The sequence below is a fragment of the Rhizobium changzhiense genome (genome assembly GCF_013087625.1).
Taxonomy (GTDB): Bacteria; Pseudomonadota; Alphaproteobacteria; order Rhizobiales; family Rhizobiaceae; genus Rhizobium; species Rhizobium sophorae.
This window is the reverse complement of sequence record NZ_JABFCQ010000001.1, coordinates 349,269-371,345: the sequence shown is the minus strand read 5'-3', so window position 1 is coordinate 371,345 and position 22,077 is coordinate 349,269. Positions and strand designations below refer to the sequence as shown.

At 61.2% G+C, this 22,077-nt stretch carries 27 protein-coding genes; 7 read left to right on the top strand and 20 right to left on the bottom strand.

All coding sequences use genetic code 11. From position 1 onward, the window contains the following. Positions 1-4: 4 nt before the first annotated feature. Together G9X68_RS01875 and G9X68_RS01870 are read right to left on the bottom strand one after the other, a co-directional pair. Entirely contained in the window at positions 5-1,021 is a 1,017-nt protein-coding gene (locus G9X68_RS01875) for a glycosyltransferase family 2 protein (RefSeq protein WP_171601040.1), read from the bottom strand. A 138-nt stretch (positions 1,022-1,159) separates the two neighbouring features. Further along, positions 1,160-2,653: an ArnT family glycosyltransferase gene (locus G9X68_RS01870; protein WP_171601039.1), complete on the bottom strand. Its 1,494-nt coding sequence runs from the start codon at positions 2,651-2,653 to the stop codon at positions 1,160-1,162. Positions 2,654-2,826: 173 nt separating this feature from the next. Between G9X68_RS01870 and G9X68_RS01865 the strand changes: the two genes are divergently transcribed. Next, positions 2,827-3,789 carry a lysylphosphatidylglycerol synthase domain-containing protein gene (locus G9X68_RS01865; protein ID WP_171601038.1) on the top strand — a complete coding sequence of 321 codons (963 nt, stop codon included), beginning with the start codon at positions 2,827-2,829 and terminating at the stop codon, positions 3,787-3,789. On the opposite strand, the gene G9X68_RS01860 is transcribed toward G9X68_RS01865, so the two are convergent. From G9X68_RS01860 to G9X68_RS01845, 4 genes are read right to left on the bottom strand one after another with little or no spacing between them, the layout of a single operon-like run. After that, positions 3,757-4,998: an RNA polymerase sigma factor gene (locus tag G9X68_RS01860; RefSeq protein WP_171601037.1), complete on the bottom strand. Its 1,242-nt coding sequence runs from the start codon at positions 4,996-4,998 to the stop codon at positions 3,757-3,759. The genes G9X68_RS01865 and G9X68_RS01860 overlap by 33 nt on opposite strands. 7 nt (positions 4,999-5,005) lie before the next feature. Next, positions 5,006-5,365 carry a YciI family protein gene (locus tag G9X68_RS01855; RefSeq protein WP_171601036.1) on the bottom strand — a complete coding sequence of 120 codons (360 nt, stop codon included), beginning with the start codon at positions 5,363-5,365 and terminating at the stop codon, positions 5,006-5,008. 2 nt (positions 5,366-5,367) lie between these two features. Beyond that, complete coding sequence (locus tag G9X68_RS01850; RefSeq protein WP_171601035.1) at positions 5,368-5,727, bottom strand: YciI family protein; 360 nt, start codon at positions 5,725-5,727, stop codon at positions 5,368-5,370. 10 nt (positions 5,728-5,737) lie between these two features. Beyond that, complete coding sequence (locus G9X68_RS01845) at positions 5,738-6,094, bottom strand: YciI family protein (protein ID WP_171601034.1); 357 nt, start codon at positions 6,092-6,094, stop codon at positions 5,738-5,740. A 156-nt stretch (positions 6,095-6,250) separates the two neighbouring features. Between G9X68_RS01845 and G9X68_RS01840 the strand changes: the two genes are divergently transcribed. Next, the gene (locus G9X68_RS01840) at positions 6,251-6,466 is read left to right on the top strand and encodes a hypothetical protein (protein WP_171376500.1); all 216 of its coding nucleotides are present in this window, start codon (positions 6,251-6,253) and stop codon (positions 6,464-6,466) included. Between the two features lie 9 nt (positions 6,467-6,475). Here G9X68_RS01840 and G9X68_RS01835 read toward each other — a convergent pair whose 3' ends face one another. The 3 genes from G9X68_RS01835 to G9X68_RS01825 form a co-directional block, all read right to left on the bottom strand. Beyond that, a complete protein-coding gene (locus tag G9X68_RS01835; RefSeq protein WP_171601033.1) occupies positions 6,476-7,978 on the bottom strand; it encodes an AMP nucleosidase in 1,503 nt (500 codons plus the stop codon). Positions 7,979-8,067: 89 nt separating this feature from the next. Continuing rightward, positions 8,068-8,247 (bottom strand): hypothetical protein, encoded by a 180-nt coding sequence (locus G9X68_RS01830; RefSeq protein ID WP_027685326.1) that lies wholly within the window; start codon positions 8,245-8,247, stop codon positions 8,068-8,070. 271 nt (positions 8,248-8,518) lie between these two features. Beyond that, the gene (locus G9X68_RS01825) at positions 8,519-8,857 is read right to left on the bottom strand and encodes a DUF2147 domain-containing protein (RefSeq protein ID WP_113547143.1); all 339 of its coding nucleotides are present in this window, start codon (positions 8,855-8,857) and stop codon (positions 8,519-8,521) included. Positions 8,858-9,298: 441 nt separating this feature from the next. On the opposite strand from G9X68_RS01825, the gene G9X68_RS01820 reads away from it, so the two are divergent. Continuing rightward, positions 9,299-9,565, top strand: coding sequence for an SEL1-like repeat protein (locus G9X68_RS01820; RefSeq protein WP_171601032.1), 267 nt, complete (start codon positions 9,299-9,301; stop codon positions 9,563-9,565). Positions 9,566-9,773: 208 nt separating this feature from the next. On the opposite strand, the gene G9X68_RS01815 is transcribed toward G9X68_RS01820, so the two are convergent. The 3 genes from G9X68_RS01815 to G9X68_RS01805 form a co-directional block, all read right to left on the bottom strand. After that, on the bottom strand, positions 9,774-10,886 hold the full coding sequence (locus tag G9X68_RS01815) for a pyridoxal phosphate-dependent aminotransferase (protein WP_171601031.1): 1,113 nt from the start codon (positions 10,884-10,886) through the stop codon (positions 9,774-9,776). Between the two features lie 113 nt (positions 10,887-10,999). Beyond that, positions 11,000-11,401, bottom strand: coding sequence for a PilZ domain-containing protein (locus tag G9X68_RS01810; protein WP_129418568.1), 402 nt, complete (start codon positions 11,399-11,401; stop codon positions 11,000-11,002). A gap of 201 nt (positions 11,402-11,602) precedes the next feature. Then, positions 11,603-12,025 carry a DUF2177 family protein gene (locus tag G9X68_RS01805; RefSeq protein WP_425328633.1) on the bottom strand — a complete coding sequence of 141 codons (423 nt, stop codon included), beginning with the start codon at positions 12,023-12,025 and terminating at the stop codon, positions 11,603-11,605. 161 nt (positions 12,026-12,186) lie between these two features. On the opposite strand from G9X68_RS01805, the gene G9X68_RS01800 reads away from it, so the two are divergent. Continuing rightward, entirely contained in the window at positions 12,187-12,633 is a 447-nt protein-coding gene (locus G9X68_RS01800; protein ID WP_171601030.1) for a baeRF12 domain-containing protein, read from the top strand. 167 nt (positions 12,634-12,800) lie between these two features. On the opposite strand, the gene G9X68_RS01795 is transcribed toward G9X68_RS01800, so the two are convergent. Beyond that, positions 12,801-13,667, bottom strand: a complete 867-nt coding sequence (locus G9X68_RS01795) for a LysR family transcriptional regulator (protein WP_171601029.1) — start codon at positions 13,665-13,667, stop codon at positions 12,801-12,803. Between the two features lie 91 nt (positions 13,668-13,758). Between G9X68_RS01795 and G9X68_RS31700 the strand changes: the two genes are divergently transcribed. Next, complete coding sequence (locus tag G9X68_RS31700; RefSeq protein WP_240602390.1) at positions 13,759-14,010, top strand: hypothetical protein; 252 nt, start codon at positions 13,759-13,761, stop codon at positions 14,008-14,010. On the opposite strand, the gene G9X68_RS01790 is transcribed toward G9X68_RS31700, so the two are convergent. Beyond that, the gene (locus tag G9X68_RS01790; RefSeq protein WP_018241377.1) at positions 13,961-14,293 is read right to left on the bottom strand and encodes a hypothetical protein; all 333 of its coding nucleotides are present in this window, start codon (positions 14,291-14,293) and stop codon (positions 13,961-13,963) included. The two genes, G9X68_RS31700 and G9X68_RS01790, sit on opposite strands and share 50 nt — an antisense overlap. 354 nt (positions 14,294-14,647) lie before the next feature. Between G9X68_RS01790 and G9X68_RS01785 the strand changes: the two genes are divergently transcribed. Continuing rightward, entirely contained in the window at positions 14,648-15,088 is a 441-nt protein-coding gene (locus G9X68_RS01785) for a glyoxalase superfamily protein (protein ID WP_171601028.1), read from the top strand. Positions 15,089-15,175: 87 nt separating this feature from the next. Beyond that, positions 15,176-16,540 carry an MATE family efflux transporter gene (locus G9X68_RS01780; protein WP_171601027.1) on the top strand — a complete coding sequence of 455 codons (1,365 nt, stop codon included), beginning with the start codon at positions 15,176-15,178 and terminating at the stop codon, positions 16,538-16,540. A 44-nt stretch (positions 16,541-16,584) separates the two neighbouring features. On the opposite strand, the gene G9X68_RS01775 is transcribed toward G9X68_RS01780, so the two are convergent. The 6 genes from G9X68_RS01775 to iolD all read right to left on the bottom strand — a co-directional run bounded on the left by G9X68_RS01775 (position 16,585) and on the right by iolD (position 21,976). Continuing rightward, on the bottom strand, positions 16,585-16,746 hold the full coding sequence (locus tag G9X68_RS01775; RefSeq protein ID WP_012756769.1) for a hypothetical protein: 162 nt from the start codon (positions 16,744-16,746) through the stop codon (positions 16,585-16,587). A 201-nt stretch (positions 16,747-16,947) separates the two neighbouring features. After that, complete coding sequence (locus G9X68_RS01770; protein WP_171601026.1) at positions 16,948-17,784, bottom strand: helix-turn-helix transcriptional regulator; 837 nt, start codon at positions 17,782-17,784, stop codon at positions 16,948-16,950. 51 nt (positions 17,785-17,835) lie between these two features. Then, complete coding sequence (locus G9X68_RS01765; protein WP_171601025.1) at positions 17,836-18,063, bottom strand: DUF1127 domain-containing protein; 228 nt, start codon at positions 18,061-18,063, stop codon at positions 17,836-17,838. 89 nt (positions 18,064-18,152) lie between these two features. Beyond that, the gene (gene iolB, locus G9X68_RS01760) at positions 18,153-18,950 is read right to left on the bottom strand and encodes a 5-deoxy-glucuronate isomerase (protein WP_171601024.1); all 798 of its coding nucleotides are present in this window, start codon (positions 18,948-18,950) and stop codon (positions 18,153-18,155) included. A 192-nt stretch (positions 18,951-19,142) separates the two neighbouring features. Beyond that, entirely contained in the window at positions 19,143-20,060 is a 918-nt protein-coding gene (gene iolE / locus G9X68_RS01755; RefSeq protein WP_026158607.1) for a myo-inosose-2 dehydratase, read from the bottom strand. 65 nt (positions 20,061-20,125) lie between these two features. Beyond that, positions 20,126-21,976 carry a 3D-(3,5/4)-trihydroxycyclohexane-1,2-dione acylhydrolase (decyclizing) gene (gene iolD / locus G9X68_RS01750; protein WP_171602129.1) on the bottom strand — a complete coding sequence of 617 codons (1,851 nt, stop codon included), beginning with the start codon at positions 21,974-21,976 and terminating at the stop codon, positions 20,126-20,128. Positions 21,977-22,077: the final 101 nt, after the last annotated feature.

Here is a 22,077-nt window from a genome sequence, read left to right as displayed (position 1 = left end):
CGGCTTAGGCTTGGCTTTGATCGTCGAAGATCTGCCGCACGATATAATTCGGAGAGGCATCGTCGCGGTAATAGGTGCGCGCGATCATTTCCGCCAGGATGCCGGTGGTGATCATCTGCACCGACGACAGCAGCAGCACGACGCCGACCATCAGCATCGGTCGCGTGCCGATGTCGTTGCCCAGGATGAACTTGTCGAAGCTGAGATAGAGCAGGATCAGCATGGCGAGCGCGCCGAGGCCGAGACCCAGCGAACCAAAGAAATGCCCCGGCCGCGCCTTGTAGCGCATGAAGAACATCACCGACAGCAGATCGAGGATGACGCGGAAGGTGCGCGAAATGCCGTATTTCGAAACGCCGTGCTCGCGGGCATGGTGGGTGACGGCCATCTCGCCGATGCGCGAGCTCGGCACCACACCGGCGACCCAGGCTGGGATGAAGCGGTGCATCTCGCCCATCAGCTTCACCTGCTTGATGATCGAGGCACGGTAGATCTTCAGGCTGCAGCCGTAATCGTGCAGCTTGACGCCGGTGATACGGCCGATCAGGTAGTTGGCGCACCACGACGGGATCTTGCGCAAGAACAGACCGTCCTTGCGGTTCTTGCGCCAGCCGACCAAGAGGTCGAGTTCGCGCCGTTCTAGCTCGGAGACCATCGAAGGAATGTCCTTCGGATCGTTCTGGAGGTCGCCGTCCATCGTCGCGATCAGGCGACCCTGGGCGGTGTCGATACCGGCCTGCATGGCGGCTGTCTGGCCGAAGTTGCGCTGCAGCTCGACGATTCTGAGCGCCAGCCCCTCGCGTCCGACGTACTTCCGGGCGTTGACGAGCGTCGCATCCGTGCTGCCATCGTCGACGAGGATCAGCTCCCAGCGATGGGGGTAGCTAACCATCGCAGCCACGACACGCTCGACAAGCGGGCCGACGCTTTGCTCTTCGTTGAAAATGGGCACGACCAGCGACAGTTCGAGCGATTGTACCGGATCATTCGTACCGCGAATGGGCTCTACCGATGTCTGCAACTTTCATCTCCAAAAGGCCGGACGGCCGCGCAATCTTTACTGCTGCCGCCGCGCTTGCGGAAGGCTACTACATGAAGTGTCCGCCGGTTGCCAGCGGGCAATGCCGGATTCCCCGTAATCGGCTGACCTGCCGGGGCGCTATTTCGCGCCGCCTTCCACCCAGGAGTAACCAATGGAGAAGCTGCGTTTGCCGTCACCGAAGAGATAGGGCAGCGTCAGCGTCTTCAACTCTTGCAGATGAATGCCCGATTTGACGAGGTCATTGGCGAAGCCGGGGGAAATTGTTGGATCATCTGCGGTCTCGCCGCGCCAGATAACCAGCACCGGCCCCTTCGCGTCCGCATATTCGGGAACTCCGGGTCCGGGGAAGAACGGGATCACCACGGGAACATCGGGAAACTTCAGCCGCATGTTGCCGGCAATGAACTTGGTTCCCGCGACGATGAGAACCGGCTTGCGGGTCGCGGTCAATTCAGCCACGTAGCCGGAAAAGGGTACGTTCGTTCTCGTATAAGTGTCGATATATTGAATGCCGACGATCCGGAAAAGAAGGATCGACAGGATGACGACCATGAAGACCGGCACCACGGGCCGGAAGCGCGCAAGACCGGCGGAAAGATCGATGTTCGCGGTTTCCAGTTTCAGGAACAGATAGATCAGCAGCACGAGCAGGCATGGGTCGAGCCAGCGCTCGTGGATATCGCTGGCGCCGGCGAAGAGGACCACGCCGACGAAGGCGAGCAGGCTGATGACCATCATCCGCTCGATCACCCGGATCATCGGGCTGGAAGAGGAGAGCGCGCGAAAGAAGTCACGCCGGAAGGCGGCCGCGATGAGAACGATCGGCAATGCGACGAAGCCGAGGACGGCGATCACGAGAGACAGCAGTCCTTGCCCGATGCGGGGAAGGCCGGCCGGGGCCAAGTGTTCGGCAGTCATCCGCTCCAGCGTCGGTGCAGACGCGCTGGCGAGATTGTCAGGCAGCCAGAGCGCATGCGGCAGCACGATCAGAATGGCAAGGACGGCGGCCGGCAGCAAACGCCAGTCGATGAGACGGCTGCGCCATTCCCGCTCCGGAAGCACGGCAATGAGGGCGGCAAATGGCAGGATGGCGAAATTATACTTCGAGATGAGCCCGATGCCGGTGGCGATGCCGATGAGGAGATAGCTCCCGAGCGTCGGCTGGCGTAGCGTGCGGAAAAAACCGAAAAGGAAGAGCGAGGTCGCAAACAGCAGGGCAACCGTATGGGTCAGTTCGCGCTGCGCCATCAGGCCAACCTGCGGCAGGGTAATCAGGCTCAGCATGGCGACGGCTGCGAGCGAACGGCTCTTCAGCACCTCGCGGGCAGCAAGGCCGTAGAAGAGATAGCAGCCGAAGAGAATGATGTTCTTCGGCACCGAGAGCACCCACATCGATATGCCGGTCACCGAGACGATGGCATATTGGATCCAGTTGTAGAACGGCGGCTGCGGACCGTAGCCGGCAAGCAGGTATTGCGAGTAGAAGGATTGCTCCGCCTCGTCGAGATCGAGCGTATGCGGCAAGGCGATGCGAAGCGCGATGTTCAGCAGGAAATAGGCCGCCAGAAAAATGCTTGCGCTCGTAATGCTTCTGGTAATCCGCTCCAACATCGATCTCCACGTCAAACCGGCGAGGCGCCGTCATCTACCAGTCTGTCGCTCGGATCGTCGGCGCAGAAGGCCCCGCCATCAACTCCGTCGTTGTGCGCAACCTTCATTTCTCATAAAAGGCCTGGCGACGGAACCGCTGCCTATGCCGAAGCCAAGCGAGGAATGCCTACTACATGAAGAGTTCGATCGTTGAAAGCCGGCAATCCTGGTTTATGCGCAATCGCATGACCGTTCTGACGGTCGTCATCGTCGCAGCCTATGGCCTCTTCATCCAATGGTTCTGGGGTTGGCCTGTTATCATCAGGCAGTGGTCCGATGTCGGCGCGGGTCCGGTGATCGGTGCGCTCGTGCTGCTGACGAGCACCTATTTCCTGCGCACTTGGCGCATCTATGATTATTTCCCGAACGAGACGGCTGGCCGGTTCGCGGTCCTCTTCCGCGTCACGCAGATCCACAATCTGCTGAACATCATGCTGCCCTTCCGCGCCGGCGAGACCAGCTTTCCGCTGCTGATGCGCACCGAATTCGGCATTCCGCTGACGCGCGGAACCTCGGCGCTGTTCGTCATGCGGCTGCTCGACCTACACGCGCTTCTGGCCGCCGCCGGCATCGGCTTTGCCGTCGCTTCAGCCGATGCCGCTGTTGCCTGGGCGCTCTGGACAGCCTTCCTGCTGTTGCCGGTCGCGGCCTTCGCCGCCCGCAAGCCGCTGCTGCGCCTCGCCGCCAGGCTGCTGCCGAACAAGGCGCAGAAATTCGTCGCCGAGATCGAAAACGGCTTGCCGCTCGATGCCATCGCCTTTGCGCGCGCTTGGACGATGACCATCTTCAACTGGCTGGTGAAGGTGATGGTGCTCGCATGGGCGCTCGGCCTGATGGGCGTGCTGCCGATGGCGGCAAGCTTCGGCGGCGCGCTGGGCGGCGAGCTTTCCTCCGTGCTGCCGATGCATGCACCGGGCGGCGTCGGCACTTATCCGGCCGGCATCACCGCCGGCGCCATCGCCTTGGGCGCATCGAGCGAGCGGATGGCTCTGGCCGCGCTGGCGCAGGCGAGCGTCAATGCCCACCTGTTGATCATTGTCTCGGCGCTGACGGGAACTGCGATCTCACTGCCGCTCGGACGCCGCGGCAAGCTCTGAAATGCGTTTTCTCAAAAATGCCTGCTCCGGCTCCTGCCGGCAGAGCGACAGCGCTGTTTCATACGCGGCGATCGCCTCTTGCCTCCGGCCGAGACGGCGCAGGAAATCGGCGCGCGCCGAATGGGCGAGGTGATAGGCCTGCAGCTCCCGGCGTCCCAGAATGCCATCGACCAGTTCCAGCCCCTTCGCCGGCCCTTCCGCCATCGCAATCGCCACCGCGCGGTTGAGCTCGACGATCGGGGAGGGCTGTGCGGCCAGAAGCAGATCGTAATAGAAGGCGATCCGTCGCCAATCGGTCTCTTCGGCAGCCGGCGCCTTGGCATGTTCGGCGGCGATCGCCGCCTGCAGCGTATAGGTGCCGATCTCTCCGGCTTCCATCGCTGCGGCGAGCAGCGCCAGGCCTTCCGCAATCTTCGCATGATCCCAGAGCGAGCGGTCCTGATCGGCAAGCAGCACCAGCGATCGCTGCTCACCGCTGCGGGCGGTGCGGCGGGAATCCTGCAGCAGCATCAAGGCCAGCAGGCCGGAGACGTCTGGATGCGGCAGCAGCGCCAGAAGCAGTCGCGCCAGACGGATCGCTTCTGCGGTCAGGTCGGCGCGGACCACCTCCTCGCCCGAAGAGGCCGAATAGCCCTCGTTGAAGACGAGGTAGATGACGTGCAGCACTCGGTCGAGTCGCGGCGGCAGCGCCTCGCGGCCCGGCACTTCATAGGGGATCTTCGCCGCACGGATCCTGCCTTTGGCGCGCACGATCCGCTGGGCGATCGTCGGGGCTGGAATGAGGAAGGCATGCGCGATCTCTTCGGTGGTCAATCCACAGATTTCCCGCAGCGCCATCGCCGTCTGCGCGTCGGCCGGAATAGCGGGATGGCAGCAGGTGAAGATCAGCCGCAGCATGTCGTCTTCGATCGGTTCCATATCGCCGATCTCCGTTTCGTCGACGCTGTAGAGGCTGTCCTCGATGTGCTGCTGCGAAGCATCGAAACGTGCCCGCCGCCGGATCGTATCTATCGCCTTGAAGCGTCCCGTCGAAACGAGCCAGGCGAAGGGATTGCCGGGAATGCCATCCACCGGCCAAGTCCGGGCGGCTGCGGCAAAAGCATCTTGAAGTGCTTCCTCCGCCCGGTCGAAATCGCCGAGCAGGCGGATCAGCGTCGCCAGCACCCGGCGCGACTGCGTTCGGTAAATTTCCTCGATGACGGTTTCCAACGACCACCTACTCCAGCAGCGTCAGCGTCCGTACGGGCCTGAGCTCGACCGCGCCGAAACGCGCCGAAGGGATCCGCCCGGCAATCTCTTTTGCCTTGACCCTGTCAGGTGCCTCGATGACATAGAAGCCGGCCAGGTGCTCCTTCGTCTCGACATAGGGACCGTCGGTGGCAGACAGCGTGTTGTTTCGAACGCGCAGTACCATCGCCTGGTCAGGCATCTCCAACGCGTCGGAATGGATCATGATGCCATCGCGGAGCAGTTCTTCGTCGAAGGCGAAATGGGCTTTGATCAGTTCATTGGTTTCATCAGGCGTCAGCGTGCCGTCGGTGTCGGTGCTGTTATAAATCAGGCAGATGTAGCGCATGGCTATTTCCCATCCTGGATGGAGTAAGTCGGGCGCACTTCGATCGAGCAATATTTGAGGATCGGAAAACTCGAGACGATCGTCTTCGCCTCCTCGATAGTCTCAGCTTCGATCAGCACAAAACCGCCGAGGTGCTCTTTGATTTCGGCAAATGGGCCATCGGTCGCAAAGGCTTCGCCATCGCGCAGGCGGACCGTGATTGCTGTTGACGGTTCATGCAACGCGAGCGCCACCAGCAGATGACCGCTCTCGCGCCAGCGATTGTCGCTGATGATGCACTCCTGTGTCAGCGCATCCCATTCGGTCTGAGGGACTAGCTTGCTTTTTTCGGTGTCGAACCAGATCTGGCATAGAAATTTCATTGGTCTCTCCTCACTTAGCTCCGAATTCGTGGATTGGCCGCACTTCGATCGCGCCGAGCTTGGCAAGCGGGATACCGGCGGCAACGCGAATCGCTTCGTTGAGATCCTTTGCCTCGATCAGGATGAAGCCGCCGAGCGCCTCTTTCGTCTCAGTGAAGGGACCGTCCGTCACCGACATCTCGTCATTGCGCACCCGCACGATCACCGCCGATTTCGGTGGCTGCAGCGCCTGGGCGATTATCATATGCCCGCTTTCGGCGAGGTCCTTGTCGTAGTCGAGGGAATTTGTGTCGAGCTCGGCCTTCTCCTCTTTCGTCATGGCGTCGAGTATCGCGCCGTCGAACCAGACCTGACAGAGATATTTCATCGCGGACAACCTTCCTTGCCGTGTTCCAATACCTCTGGACGAACGATCTTCGCGCATTTCGACAGCGGCGGGAAAAAATCTTTTGTGCCCGCTCGTGTCGAAATCGCAAGGCAGCACTCGACAAGGCTTCGTCGAAACCTGTCGAGGAGAATAGCAATGAGTATTTTTGAAATCGCTGTGGCAAGCCAGATATGGGCGCGCCGCCATGAAAAGCGTGAGCTGGAGTTCGTCGAAAGCGATGGGCTGAAGATTCTCCTGCGCGTCGCTTTCGTCTTCGTCGCCTTCACCCTGTTGATCGCGGGGCTGAATGTTGCCGCCGGCAGGCCGCAGATGCTTGTGCAGCAGTCAGCACCTGTCGTGACCGGCAGGTGAGGAACCGGCCTATTGGAAGGCCGTTTCGAAGAAGCTGCGCAGCTTGCGTGAATGCAGCGCTTCCTTTGGCATGGCGGCAAGCTTCTGGACGGCGCGGATGCCGATCTGCAGGTGCTGGTTGACCTGCGTGCGGTAGAAGGCCGTTGCCATGCCCGGCAGCTTCAACTCGCCGTGCAGCGGCTTGTCGGAAACGCAGAGCAGCGTGCCATAGGGCACGCGGAAGCGGAATCCGTTGGCGGCGATCGTTGCCGATTCCATGTCGAGCGCGATCGCGCGCGCCTGGGAGAGCCGCTTCACCGGCCCGCGCTGGTCGCGCAGTTCCCAGTTGCGGTTGTCGATCGTGCCGACGGTACCGGTGCGCATGATGCGCTTCAGCTCGAAACCTTCATAGCCGGTGATTTCGGCAACGGCCGCTTCGAGCGCCACCTGCACTTCGGCCAGCGCCGGGATCGGCACCCAGACCGGCAGGTCGTCGTCGAGGACATGGTCCTCGCGCATATAGGCATGGGCGAGAACATAGTCGCCGAGCCGCTGGCTGTTGCGTAGCCCGGCGCAGTGGCCGAGCATCAGCCAGGCATGCGGGCGCAGCACGGCGACATGGTCGGTGATCGTCTTGGCGTTGGACGGGCCGACGCCGATATTGATCATGGTGATCCCGGCATGGCCCTTCTTCTTCAGATGGTAGGCCGGCATCTGCGGCAGGCGGGTCAGCGCCGCATCCGTCTCCGGCGCGTTCGAGCCGGGCAGGGTGACGACATTGCCGGGCTCGACGAAGGCGGTATAGCCGTCGCCGCCCTCGGCCATCAGCTTGCGCGCCCAGCCGCAGAATTCGTCGATATAGAACTGGTAGTTGGTAAACAGCACGAAATTCTGAAAATGCTCGGCATGCGTCGCCGTATAATGCGACAGCCGGGCGAGCGAATAGTCGATGCGTTGCGCGGTGAACGGCGCAAGCGGTGAGGGCTCTCCCGGCGGCGGGATATATTCCCCATTGGCGATCTCGTCGTCGGTGGTGTTGAGGTCGGGCGTGTCGAAGATATCGCGCATCGGAACGTCGACGAAGGCGTTGGTCGAAGCTTCCACATGCGCGCCCTCGCCGAAGGCGAAGTGCAAGGGGATCGGCGTCGTCGATTCCGAGACGATCACAGGCACGTTGTGGCTCTTCATCAAGAGCGCCAGTTGCTCCTTCAAGTAATGCTTGAAGAGCTTCGGTCGGGTGACGGTCGTCGTGTAGATGCCGGGTGCCGTGACATGACCGTAGGAAAGCCGCGAATCGACATGGCCGAAGCTTGTCGTCTCGATGCTGACCTGCGGATAAAATGCGCGGTAGCGCGAGGAGATCGGAGCGCCCTGCGCAAGGTGGCTGAAGCTCTCTATCAGAAACGCCGTGTTGCGCTCGTAAAGCGCCGTCAGCGTCTCGACCGCCTTGGCGGGATCATCGAAGCTCTGAGGCTGGAAAGGCGGTGGAGAGGATGTGTCGAGGGGCGACAAAAGGGAGATTCGTTTGTTCATGACGCATTATAGAGAGTTGTTCTTGACAAGCAAACGACGCGCGCCGGCGGAATCCCGATTTTTTATCTTCCTCGGTGTGTGGATGCCGGTCACCGCACCGTGGGCGCGCAGAAGGTGCCGTTTCTCTCCAGGCAGGTATAGCTTGCCCCGAAATGCGACTGCGCGCCGCCGCCGCCTTCGTGCACCACGACCGCTGAAAATGTGATCGCGAAGATCGCCGCAAACAGCGTGATGATGCTAAAGCGTCTTGCCAGAATATAGATGTTCATCCCCTTATCCCCGATACGCAACTCTATCGTGACAAGAGTTTTGCCATGCGACGGCTGAACGAGTGCTGAGATCCCGGTTCATCAGCCGTTCAGCTTTCTGGGCAGGCTCGGCCAGGTTGCGAAGAGGACTTGTAGGGAGGCGCGGGCCCAGTTCGACTGTTCGGCTTCGCCGGACGGCTTGACGGAGAAGGCCGCAAAGGGCTTCGAAGCACGCCGTCGCGTTGGCATGCTTCTCAGTTTGGGATGATCGTTGCGTGCGCGCCTTATGGCTTCAGAGCCGCGTCCAGGTCTGCGACTTGCAGAGGATCTTCATCACGCAGCCCTGCATCCTCAGCGAATTGCCGGAAATCTTGCCGGAACCGCTATAGGTCTTTTCGGCGGCCGGGTCGGTGATCTCGCCGGCATAGCTGCCGCCGGTTCCCGCAAGCGTGCCGATCTTCCGGCCGGCATATTTACCGGTCTTCAGTGTCACGCAGTAACTGCCGCCGCAGGATGCGATCACCGCCGTATCACCGGCGGCCGTCTTCCAGTTGCCGACGATCGGCTCCTCGGCATGCGCGATACCCGCGATGACTGTTATGGCGCCGGCGAGAACGAAGCTGCGGATCATCTTTTCCTCCATGATGTCCTTGATCGCGGGGAAAATAACTGACGCGAACGTAAAGGTAAACAGGGTCAATCGCTGTCATGCCGCCTGGCTGAAAAACACGAGAAAAGCCGTGCGGTGAGCTTCCACAGATAGGGCCTGCTGATTTCATGATGAACGATCCCTTTATTTTCAAATCTGAATCTTTCGTAAAATTCGAGCGAAAATCCTTAATTCGCAGGGAGTCCGATGTTTAACGAAAATCCAATTTTACCAAGCGTTTGCACTTTGTTTGTCTCAAATTAATCATGCATTTTAGGCGTTTTTTGAAAGCCGTTTGGCATAGTGAACCCATCAAACGAGCGGGGCAAACCCGCCGGACCGGAAGGGCCTAAGCCGCGATAGACGGCAAGGCCCGGAGGTAAAACAGGGTCAGTCATAAACAGGCTAACAGGGATAAAACCGATGGCACGCTTTGAAATGCACAATGCTGAAACGGCCACCATGGGTGGCGACAACAACGCCGATGTCTTCTGTGAAATGGGTCTGATGTATGCGACCGGCCGCGGCTGCGAAGTCGATCTCGTCGCAGCCCACAAATGGCTGAACATCGCCGCAATCAAGGGCAACGACCGCGCCGCCGAGCTTCGTGCCGACGTGGCCGCCGCCATGGACAAGATGCAGCTCGCAGCAGCGCTGCGCGCCGCCCGCGAGTGGATGACGGTTCACTAGAACAGGATGATTTTAGGCCAGGTCGGCCGTCATCCGAAAACCGCTCACACTTTTCGGCATCATGCTCTGAGATCGTCTCCGATCAATTCGACAAGAGCAGCAATAACAACCTCAAAAAGAGGGAGCTGGCGGGGCGCTTTGGACGGGGCCGACGCCGGGAGAACGGAACCGCGACCGGATCCTCCACCGGCCGCGGTTCTTCGTTTTATCAGCCGATCTGTTTCAGGACCTGCGGCAGCGCTTCTTCGAGGAGCGCCATATCCGCCTCCGGCCCGACGCTGACGCGAATGCAGCGGTTGAGCGGCGCCACGCCAGGCATGCGGATGAAAACCCCGAGCTCCATCAGCCCGTCGACGATCGCTCGCGCATACGCGCCGTCGCGTCCGGCGTCGATCGCCACGAAATTCGTCGCCGAGGGCAACGGTTGAAGGCCGTTCACCCGGGCGATACCGCCGATCCGCTCCCGGCCCGCATGGATTTTCCCGACCACCTCGACGAGATAGGCCTGGTCCTTCAGTGCCGCGAGCGCTGCTGCCGTCGCCAGCCGGTTCATGCCGAAATGGTTGCGGATCTTGTCGAAGGCCTGAGCCGTGCCCGCCGTCGAGATCGCATAGCCGGTGCGTGAGCCGGCAAGCCCGTAGGCCTTGGAGAAGGTGCGGGTGCGAACGACGTTCGGCAGCTCGATGAGCGAGGAGATCGACGGCAGCGAACCTGCCGGCCCCGTCTCGCTATAGGCCTCGTCGAGCACCATCAGCGTCGTCTCGGGCAGCGCGCGGGCGAAAGCGACGATGCTGTCGGCATCCCACCAGCTTCCCATCGGATTGTCGGGGTTGGCGAAATAGACGAGCGGCGCATTCTCGCGTCTCACCATATCGAGCAGCCCGTCGAGATCCTCGCTGTCGTTTGCGTAGGGAACGGTCACCAGCCGGCCGCCGAAACCGGCGACATGGAAATTGAAGGTCGGATAGGCGCCGAGCGAGGTGACGACGGGTGCGCCCGGCTCGATCACCAGCCGGACGATCTGGCCGAGCAATTCGTCGATGCCGCTGCCGATGGCGATATTGGCGGCCGAGACGCCGAGATGGGCGGCAAGCGCTTCCCTAAGCGCGAAATTCTCCGGATCATTGTATTTCCAGATATTGCCGGCCTCTTCGCGCATCGCTTCAAACACGGAAGCGGCTGGGCCGAAGCCGTTCTCATTGGCGCCGATGCGCGCCGAAACGGCAAGTCCGCGCTGGCGCTCGATCGCCTCGGGGCCGACGAAGGGAACTGTGGAGGGCAGGGCGCTGGCAAGAGGTGTGAAGCGCGAAAAGGCGGACATGCGAAGGCAGTTTCCCGGACATATTGACAATCGGCGCAACAATAGGCCCGGGCACGGCCAACGCAAGCAAGATTATTTCCGCAATGGCAGCGCCGCGCGTGTCGCCGGCCTGTTTACGCGCGGAAGATCGGCGCACGCCGGGCGTCGATTGCTTCCATGTTGCCGATCATGAAATCGGTGCGGACGACGCGGCGCAGAACCTCGGGGTCCATGATGTTGATGAATCGCACGCCGATGCGTTCTTTATGGCGGTAGACCTCGGCGCAGCCGATCCGGTAGGCGAGGCCGAGAATGTTGAGATAATAATGTTTCGGCAGACCGGCGGTGGTCGATACGACGAAGGTGGCGCCGCCCTGCGAGATATCGATGATCTCGGCGCTTCGCATCGACACACCGGTCAGGCACGGGCGGACAGCGACGATACGGGCGGGTCGCTTGACGTTGAACTCTTCCCAGCGCAGGTCGTAGACAGCGGATTTGACCGTGGCAAGGTGTGTAGCGCGGAGCATAGTCATTCACATTCTCCGTCAGACATGGCACGTTTGGGGTCTTGATCGCGAGCAAGCTGGTCTTGATCTCATTCAAGCTGGGGTCTTGCTCCAACCAAGGTCACATGAATGTTTTGCACATTCGTCAAATATAAAATTACAATTTTAACGAGTTTAAACTTTGTTCCCAAGCGGGACGCCCGATGTCCATTATCGGGACGCGGGCTTTCATCTCCAAGCTCCCGTTTCAGCCAAAAAAAATCTGACGGCGAGATATCCGCCGACTGCAGTCAGCGCGGTCAGAGCCGTGCTCCGGGCCATGTCGACCAGGCTTATGGCGAGCGGCCAGTTGCAAAGCGTGGCGAGATTGGTGATGTCACAAGTGCATAGGCCGCCACTCCCAGAGTGGCACCGTGGAGAAACGCCGTGACGATAGAGCCCGCCGACAGCGCCGGCAGCACGGCAAGCACAACCATCGCGGCGGTGAAGAACAGGTAGAACAAGTGCGCCGACCGCCAGCTTGGGCGAGGGCAGCATCAGCGCTCCCAGCTGGTCGCGATAGAAGTTGCGGGCGATGAGGCCGAGCCATATCCCGTCGCAGACGAGAAGGGTGAAAAAGGTGCCGGCATAGGCGAGCAGTGATGTCTTCATCGTCAATCTCCCGAGCTTGCTTTTCTATGCAGCAGGGGCCGGCCGGATCGCCGCCCCGTTCGATTTCGGCGCAATTTTCCCGAACTCTTTCAATTGCCGGGCGTTGTGCCTTGATCGATGAAGCACGGCGCGCTTCGAATGATGACAGCGAGGAGTTGAAGATGACCGACGTTAAAATCCCTTGGAAATCATGGGTCGTGGTCTGCAACGGAGCCAAGGCTCTGATCATGCAGAATGCCGGCGATGCCCAGCTGATGAATCTGAAGGTGCTGGAAACTCTGACACAGCCGAGCGAGCCCGACCGCGAGATCGGCGCCGACAAGCCCGGCCGCAGCCATGCCGCCGATGGCTTCAGTCGCAGTGCTGTCGAGGAGACCAACTGGCAGGATCAGGCCGAAGCCCAGTTCCTGAAACAGGTCGCGGAAAGGATGGACGAGCTGGCGCAGGAAAAGGATGTCCGCCGCATTGTCCTCGTTGCGCCGCCGAAAGCACTCGGCGCGCTTCGGCCGGCCCTCAGCGCCGATACGCAGGCAGCGATCTCCTTAGAATTGGCGAAGGACTATACCAATATGCCGGTCGACGAGATTGAGCGGCATCTCGCCGCCTGAGCCGGCAAAAACCTACCTATTAGAGCAATTCCAGGAAAAGTGCGAAGCGGTTTTCCGTGCGGAATTGCGTAAAAATAAAAACTTAGAGCGGTTCTCCGATTCCATGAAAAGCTGAACCGCTCTAATGAATGCGGGTCGAATGGCCCGCGTTTTTTCATGCCGTCGCGTCACGCGGACGGTCTCTGCCCGGCAAACAGATCTTCATGATCGGCAAAGAGCGCCGCCAGGCGGTCGATGACGATCCTGACTTCCGGCCGTTGCCGCTCATCGTCATGCGCAACGATCCACATCTCATAGGTCAGTTCGTCTATGACAGGCCCGGCGCGGACGAGCCTGCGCTCCTGATCGCCGATGAAACAGGGCAGCACGCCGCGGCCGGCACCGCCGCGGATGAGGTAAAAGAGCATATGTGGTGTGTTCGTCCAGCTGGTGATCCAGGAATCCGGCTGTTCGAAAGTCCATTTGTCCGCCGGCGTGATGGCGGTATCGGTGCCGAGCGAGATCCAGTTGCAGTTTGTCTCGTCATAGCCGGCCGCCTGATAAGCCGCATGTGCCACCTTCACCGAACGGCGGATCGCGACGTTGCCGCTCTCCGGCCGGCTGTGGCTAATGGCGATATGCGCCTCGCGATAGGTGAAATCGACGCTCGCATCACAGGTCTTGTAGCACATGCGGAATCCATCCTTCGGCGTCCAGACGCTGGCCAGATGGTCGGCGACAAAGCGCGAAGTCCAGCTGTCGGCGGCCGTCGAGACGATCGGCAGTGTCAGCACCTCGCCGCGCCAGTCGGAGATCGCACGCGCAGCATCCTGCATCAGCCGGACGCGATCGAGCAGCTCCTGCCCGTCCTTGGCGAGCAGATAACCGGTGGGGCCGCGGCTGAAGAGCGAGCGGCCGGTCACCCGTTCGAGCGCCAGCATGCGCCGGCCGATCGTCGGTGCGCTGAGCCCGGTGCGCGTCGCCGCCGCCGAAAGCCCGCCGCCGGTCGCAACGTGGAAGAAAAGTTGCAGGTCGTCCCAGCTCGCATCTTTCATGGATGAAAACCCCCTTTCCCCAGCGCCTCTACATCGGAGGGGCGCGAAGGCTTAGCTCAATGCCTGAGCCAAATAGATGGAGGATGAAGCAATGGATCTCAACTGGGTTGTTCTCTTTAGGGAAATCGAAATCGGCAATCGCCGGATCCGCCATGATCCCTTGAGCGATCCGCTCGATCGTCCGGAATGGCGCGGATTTCTCTGGGCCGTTCCGATCATCGCGCGTCTCGCCGCAAGACGGAGCAGCGAAACAAAGGCGACGCGCCGCGATGATTCACGGATCGGAAAAAGCCTCAGGTTTCGAAGTTCAATCGCAACACGTGGTGCAGGAATTCCGGATTGATCAGCATGTTGAAGCTGATCGTCACCAATTCGCCTTCGCGCTTGACCACGGTCGCGCCGATCTCGTCATGGATGCCGAGGATTTCGAGGAAGAAATGGCTCGGTATTTCCAGGTTCGGGCTGACTTCGAGCAATGCGCCGGCAAGCGTGATCGTGCGGATCAGGCAGCGCACCTGCGTTCCGGTGCTGAGGTGATGGCCGACGAAGATGATGTTGCCGGGCCTGTCGAGATTGAATTCCCTGTAGGCACGTTCCGGCTTGGGGTGTTCTGTGTCGAGGTGCATCTGAAAGGCCCTTTTAGCCTCCGCTTGTTATACGACAGGATATTAGCTGAAGAATGCTGACATTTGCTGAAGAACACCGTTAAGATTGAATGCTTCTGTGAAGCTTGCAGGAAAATCGCACCGATTTCGTGCAGATCTGCCCCAAAGTTGCGCATTCCCGGCGCAGATGCGCCATTCTTGACATATCGGGGGCGTTCGCGCATACAAAGGCCGGTTCGAGGCACCGGCCGCTCGCGGATGAAAATCCATGGTGAAGTCCTCGCGATCATGGTCACGGCCCTTTGTGCATGCTGACTGGCGGCAATGCGAGCTCCCATCCGCAGTCGAAGAGCATGCCTTGCGAAGGCTCACGCCATGACGACGACCTATCCTGCCATTGACGAATTGAAGGCCCAGGCCAAGCGCCTGCGCCAGGCGATGAATGATCGCGGCACCACGCTGACCCACAGTGCGGCCCTGGAAATGATTGCCCGCCAGCACGGCGTGCGCGATTGGAACACGCTTGCGGCGCTTGCGGCAAAGCCCAATGCTAGCCCGAAGACGCCGCTCTTCGTCGGCGCGCATATTCGCGGCCGTTATCTTAATCAGCCGTTCACCGGCGAAGTCCTGGCGCTTTCGGCCCTGCCGGGCGGCGACCTCCACAGGATCACCATCCATTTCGACGAGCCGGTGGATGTCGTTACCTTCGAGAGCTTTTCCGCCTTTCGCCAGCGTGTGAACGCGCAGATCGATGCCGATGGCATCTCGCCGAGAAAGACCTCGAACGGCGTGCCGCATCTGGTACTCGACCTGTAAGTTGCCTCTCTTTTCATTTTGAGGCGGCCCGAATCCGCATGATTACAAGCCGGGCTAGCGTCTCGCCGATATTACACGGATTTCTCTATGACCGATCTTTCCCAAGGCAATGCCTTTCTCACCGGCTGGCTGCCGGGGGTCTTCATCAGGACGGCACCGATCGTCGCGATCACCACCGTCAACGGCCTGTTCACCGTCGTCGACGCCTATTTCCTCGGCGCCTATGTCGGCCCGGATGCGCTCTCTGCCGTCAGCCTGATTTTCCCGGGGTTGATGCTGCTGGTCGCCCTGCAGTCGCTGGTCTCAAACGGCATGGCGAGCATCCTCGCGCGCCGGCTCGGCGCCGACGACCGTCAAGGCGCGCGTCGGGTGTTTGCCGGCGCGCATGCGCTGACGTTCGCCATTACCCTCATTCTCAATCTGGTCTACTGGACTGTCGGCCGGCAGATCATCGATGCCGGTGCCGCCGGCAATGCCGCCGTGGCCGATGGCGCCATGCTGTTCATGGGCGCGATGATCGCCTGTGCGCCGGTCGGCTTCTTCCTGTCGCTGCATCTCGACGGATTGCGCTGCGAAGGCAAGATCGGTTTCATGACGCTGGTGACGCTGTCGGCCTCGCTGCTCAACATCTTCGCCAACTGGCTGTTCATGGCGGTGATGCACTGGGGCGTGCTCGGTTCGGCAGCCGGCACCATCGCCTCGCAGTTCGCCTGTCTCGCAGCCGTGCTCGCCTATCGCTGGCGCCGCCCGGCGGCACTTAGGCCTTCGGCGGGATTTGCTCTTGCCGAATGGCGCGGCATCGTCGCCTTCGGCGCGCCGATGAGCCTCGGCTTCATCGGCATATCGCTGGCCTCGGCCGCCATTTTGATCAACGTCTCGCTCTGGAGCATGGCAGACTATGTTGCGACGGTGGCTGCCTACGGCATCATCACCCGAATCATGACCTTCACCTATCTGCCGCTGCTTGGCCTCAGCATCGCGCTGCAGACGGTCGCCGGCAATAATCACGGTGCCGGCCTCGGGCTCCGGGTCGGCCGCAGCCTGCAGATCGCCATGCTCGCAGCACTCGTCTATTGCACCCTGGTGGAGATCACCGTCGAATTGCTGGCCGGCCGCCTCGGCGCCGTCTTCGTCGCCGATCCCGCCATTATCGCCGAGGTCAGACGAATTCTGCCCTGGACGATCGGCGCCTATTTTCTCTTCGGGCAGATGCTGATCCTGTCGTCCTATTTCCAGTCGATCGGCGATGCCCCGCGCGCGGCGATCTTCGGCCTGTCGCGGCCCTATCTGTTCACCCTGCCGCTCACCTTCCTGTTGCCCTTCGTCTTCGGCGAGCAGGGGATCTGGATGGTGCCGGTCTTTGCCGAGGCAGGCATGTTCATCCTTGCCTTCCTGGTGCTGTCGCAGAATGCGAAGCGCCGCGGTTGGCGCTACGGGCTTTTACCAACCTGAGACGGAAAAGCCGCACTCGCCAGCGCGGCTTTTCCTGCTGTCGTCTATTCCTTGCCGCTCGAAGCGGCCGTTGTCGCGGCTTCCGCCTCGTTCAACGCCTCGGCGCATTCCTGGCAGCAGACCTCGACAGTCTTGCCGCCGAGCTTGACGGTGATGGTCTCCGCGCCAAGTTCGCAGTCGCAGGCAGCGCATGTAGTCTTCTTCATCTGGTGATCCTCCTGTCGGTCGTCCCCGGATCGGGACAGGATCATAAGATCATCGAAGACCGCATCGCCGCTGTCGAAATCTTTAGCGATCGACCCTCCGCATAATTCCTTAAGTCGGGATCGATTTAAGGAATTATGCGGGGATTCAAAGTGCTACAGCGTCCTTTGCGCGTCTGAAAAGACGCGCGGCGCTGTAGGCTTTCACCTGCGCCGCAGTTGCGCCGCCCGTTGGAATTCGGCCGGAGTCTGCCCGAAAGTCTGCTTGAAGGATGCGCTGAAATGGCTGTGGCTGGAAAAGCCGAGATCGAGACCGAGCGCGGTCAGATCCTCATACTGGCCGAGCAGATCGAGAGCACGGGCAAGCCGCAGCCGCAGTTGGTAGCGATAGAGCGGCGTCGCCTCGACCTGCTGGAAGACCTGGGTCAGATAAACGGGCGAGACGCCCACTTCCGTGGCGATTTCCGAAAGTGTCCAGCGCCGCGCGAGATCGGAGGAAAGCACCAGCTTTGCCCGGTCGACCAGCTTCTGCCGGCCGGCGCTGGCGCCCGCCGCATGTGACGTGCGCTCGCCGAGCGAGCGGCGCACGAGTGTCAGCGCCAATATTTCCGCTTCCAGCGTTTCGGCGACGTTGCGGCTGAGACCATGACGCAGGAGCGCAACTAGCGCCTGCGCGCGCGGATCGATCCGCCGGCGCTGGCGGCGGAAGGAAAAGGGCAGGCCGGGCTGCGCCTGTTCCTTCGGCGTCAGCTCTTCGAGCATGGAGTCGTCGATCGCCAGATCGATGCAGGCGTCACCACCCTCGATCGGGTGGCTGATCCGATAGCCCTGACCGGCATTGAAGAACAAGACCTGATTGGCTTCGGCCACCGTATCATTGCGGCCGACATGGCGCATGAAGACGCCGCGATAGGGATAGACGAGGCTCGTCCTGTGGGCGCATTCCTCGTCGCTCTTATGACGGCACTCGCCATTGCAGACGATGTCACGAATAGTGACCATCTTCGTTTTCAGAAGCGGTGCCGTTGAGAACTGCGACATTGCATATTCCGTATCAGACAGGCCAGAACCGACCGTACTTATAACAGCACTTTAGTAGCGGCTGTAGACATGAACATCGCTTAGCGTCTGCCCCCTGGAAAGGCCGATATCCTTCAGCTGTTCGTCGGAAAGCTCCATCAACGCATTCCGGTTGCGTCGTTCGTTTATTTTGCGGGCCAGCCAGCGCGCCGCCGTGATTGCGGCAAGGAACAGGCCGGGTCGCGTAGGACGCGAAGAGCGAATATTTCGAGCCGGTATCGTGAAGTTCGAGCTGTGCATGGTGATCCTCCATCAGTGTTTGGATGGAGGCAGTGAACCATCAGCGGCGATTTCGCGCTGTCAGATTATTTAGCGATCGAACGCGACGCTTACACCTTCAGCAGCCACTCGTGTTCGGCGGCATTGTGGAATTTCCAGATCCGCTGCGGCCCGGCCATGACGTTGAGGTAGTAGAGGTCGTAGCCATGGCAGGCGGCGCAGGGGTGATAGCCCTTCGGCACCAGCGTCACATCGCCGTCCTCGAGCGCCATTGCCTCGTCAAGCGAGCGATCGTCGGTGTAGACGCGCTGGAAAGCGAAGCCCTGCGGCGGGTTGAGGCGATGGTAATAAGTCTCTTCCAGGAAGCTCTCGTTCGGCAGGTCGTCCTGATCGTGCTTGTGCGGCGGATAGGAGGAGGTGTGGCCGCCCGGTGTAATCACCTCGACGACCAGCAGCGAATGCGCCGAGCTGTCGTCTTCAGGCATGATATTGTTGACGTAGCGCACATTCGTGCCCTTGCCGCGCGTCACCTGTGGATGCGTGCCGGGCGGGATGGCCTTCGCCTGATAGGTGCCGCCGCCGGGTGCCGAGCAGACCGCGAGCTCCAGATCGGTCTCCGCGGTCACCGACCACGTCGATTCCATCGGGATGTAGAGCGCATGCGGCGCGCCTTCGAACGGGTTCATGCGGCCGCCGAGCGTGCCGAAATCCTTGGTGCCGGCAGACGCCTTTCCCTTGCCGGTCACCCAGACGAGGCAGACTTCCCGATCGCCCGTCTCTCCCGAAACGGTTTCGCCCGGCTTCATCCGATGCAGATCGAAGCCGACATAGGTCCAGCCGGCGTTTTCCGGGGTGACATGCGTGACGCGGCCATGTGTCCCGGACGGTTTCACCTTGAGATTTGGCATTGGTGTTTTTCCTCGTAAGTTGGAAATTTCCCCTCCCCAACCCCTCCCTACAAGGGGGAGGGGCTAGTCTGCAGCACCGCCTTCAAAATCATCACCGTTGCGACTTTCATCAAGGTCGCTTGTGGCACTTGGCGGCGGCTAGGTCAGTCCCTCCCCTTTTGGGGAGGGTTGGGGAGGGGGCTTTTGCTACCTTTATCCCTTGGGGAAGCCTTCCGTTTCCACGGTATAGCCCGCAGCCGTCATGACGCGCATCAACTCGGCGTGGCCGATCTCGGCCATTTTCTGCGGCGGAGCCTTGCGCGGATCCTGTTCGGCCTCGACAACGAACCAGCCTTCATAGCCGTGATCGGCCAGCCGCTGGACGATGGCGCCGAAATCGAGCGAGCCGTCGCCCGGCACCGTGAAGGCGCCAAGTGCCACCGCATCGAGGAAGGACTGCCGGCTACGGTCAAGTCCATCCACCACGGGCTTGCGGATATCCTTGACGTGAACATGGTTGATTCGGGCGTGGTGGTTCCCGATGGCGCGCAGCACGTCGCCGCCGGCAAAGGCCAAATGCCCGGCATCGAGCAGCAGCGGGATGCCTTCGCCCGAATGGCGCATGAAGGCGTCGAGTTCCGGCTCGGTTTCGACCACGGCCGCCATGTGGTGGTGATAGGAAAGCGGCATGCCCTGCTCGGCGCACCATTCCCCGAATTCCGTGACGCGACGCGCATAGGCCTTCATCTCGTCATCGGAGAGGCGCGGCTTGGTCGCGAGCGGCTTGGAGCGGTCGCCCTGGATCGAGCGACCGACTTCGCCATAAACGATGCAAGGTGCATTGACCGCCTTGAACAGCGCGATCATCGGCGCGATGCGGTCCTTGTTGGCGGCAAGCTCCTCATTGACCAGCGTGCCGGAGAACCAGCCACCGCACAGCGTCACGTCGGCGGCGCGCAGGATCGGCAGCATCTCTTCCGGATTGCTAGGGAAACGGCGGCCTTGCTCCATGCCGGTGAAACCGGCGCTGCGCGATTGCCGCAGGCATTCCTCGAGGGACACATCGTCGCTGAGCTCAGGAAGATCGTCGTTCCACCAGGCGATGGGCGACATGCCGAGTTTGGCCTTCATCAACATTCTCCTTAAAAGCATTGCGGAAGAGCCGGGACGCTCTTCCGAGAAATCATAGCAATAGATCAGCCGATGCGCTGGGCGGTGCGTGCTTCGACATAGCCCTTGCGCGCTTCGTTGACCTGTTCGCGCGGGCTGACCTCAGGCACTGCGACATCCCACCAGTGGCCGCCGGCCTCCGTGGTAACAAGCGGATCGGTGTCGATGACGAAGACCGAGGTGCGGTCGTTCTTCTTCGAGTCGGTGATCGCCTGCTCCAGCTCGGCGATCGAGGCGACCTTGACGGCGATGGCGCCCATGCTTTCGGCATGCGCGCGGAAATCGATCTCCGGCATCACCTCGTGATAGGAGTCCTTCAGCAGATTGTTGAAGTTGGCGCCGCCGGTTCCCATCTGCAGCCGGTTGATGCAGCCGTAACCGCGATTGTCGAGCACGACGATGTTGAGCTTGAGGCCGAGCATGACCGAGGTGGCGAGCTCGGAATTCATCATCATGTAGGAACCGTCGCCGACCATGACGACGACATCCCGTTCCGGATGCGCCATCTTGGCGCCAAGCCCGCCGGCGATCTCGTAACCCATGCAGGAAAAGCCGTATTCCATGTGATAGCTGCCCGGCGCCGTCGCCCGCCAGAGCTTGTGCAATTCGCCGGGAAGGCCGCCCGCAGCGCAAAGCACCGTCGTATTCTCGCCGCCGAGCGTGCGCGCCACCGCGCCGATCACCTGCGCATCGGAGGGCAGGGCGGCATTGGTCGTCGCCATCGCCCTGGTCGCAGCCTCCATCCAGACCTTCTTCTCCGCAGTCGCCTTCTCGGCGAGTGCTGCCGGCGCCTTCCAGCCGGAAAGCCCTGCCGAAAGCGCCTTCAGTCCTTCGCGGGCGTCAGTCACCAGTGGGTGGCTGTCGTGCTTCACCGCGTCATAGGCGGCGATGTTGAGGCCGACCATCTTGAGGCTGTCATTCTTGAACAGCGCCCAGGAGCCGGTGGTGAAATCCTGGCAGCGTGTGCCGACGGCGATGACGAGATCTGTCTCTTCGGCGATCGCATTGGCCGCCGACGTGCCGGTGACGCCGACCGAGCCGAGCGCCAACGGATGGGTTTCGTTGATCGCCGACTTGCCGGCCTGGGTGACGACGACGGGAAGGCCGTGGGCCTCGGCAAAGCCGGCAAGCTCCTTCGTCGCCTGCGAATAAAGTACGCCGCCGCCGGCAACGATCACCGGCTTCTGCGACGCCTTGATCAGCGCGATGGCATTCGCCAGCTCGTCCGCATCCGGCTGCGGCCGGCGGGTCGTCCAGACTTTTTCAGCAAACAGGCTTTCCGGATAATCGTAGGCTTCGGCCTGGACATCCTGGCAGAGCGACAATGTCACCGGGCCGCAATCGAGCGGGTCGGTCAGGACCTGCATGGCGCGCTTCAGCGCCGTGATGATCTGCTCGGGCCGGGTGATGCGGTCGAAATAGCGGGAAACCGGACGGAAGGCATCATTGGCCGAAACCGTGCCATCGCCGAAATCCTCGATCTGCTGCAGCACCGGATCCGGCGCGCGGTTGGCGAAGACGTCGCCCGGCAGGAAGAGAACGGGAATACGATTGACATGCGCCACGCCGGCGGCCGTCACCATGTTTAGCGCGCCCGGACCGATTGAGCTCGTGCAGGCCATGAAGCGCGTGCGGAAATTCGCCTTGGCATAGGCGATCGCCGCATGCGCCATGCCCTGTTCATTGTGGGCGCGATAGGTCGTCAATTCCTCGCGCACCTGATAGAGCGCCTCGCCGATGCCGGCGACGTTGCCGTGACCGAAGATCGCCCAGACGCCGCCGAAGATCGGCACTTTCTTGCCGTCGACAATCGTCATCTGTACCTTCAGGAAATGCGCGACGGCCTGCGCCATCGTCAACCGTATCGTCTTGCCCATCGAGGCCTCCCGCAATCTTTCTTTTCGCATTTTCCCCTCCCCAACCCCTCCCCACAAGGGGGAGGGCTAACCTGCAGGGCTCTCTACATTCTCGCCGCAAC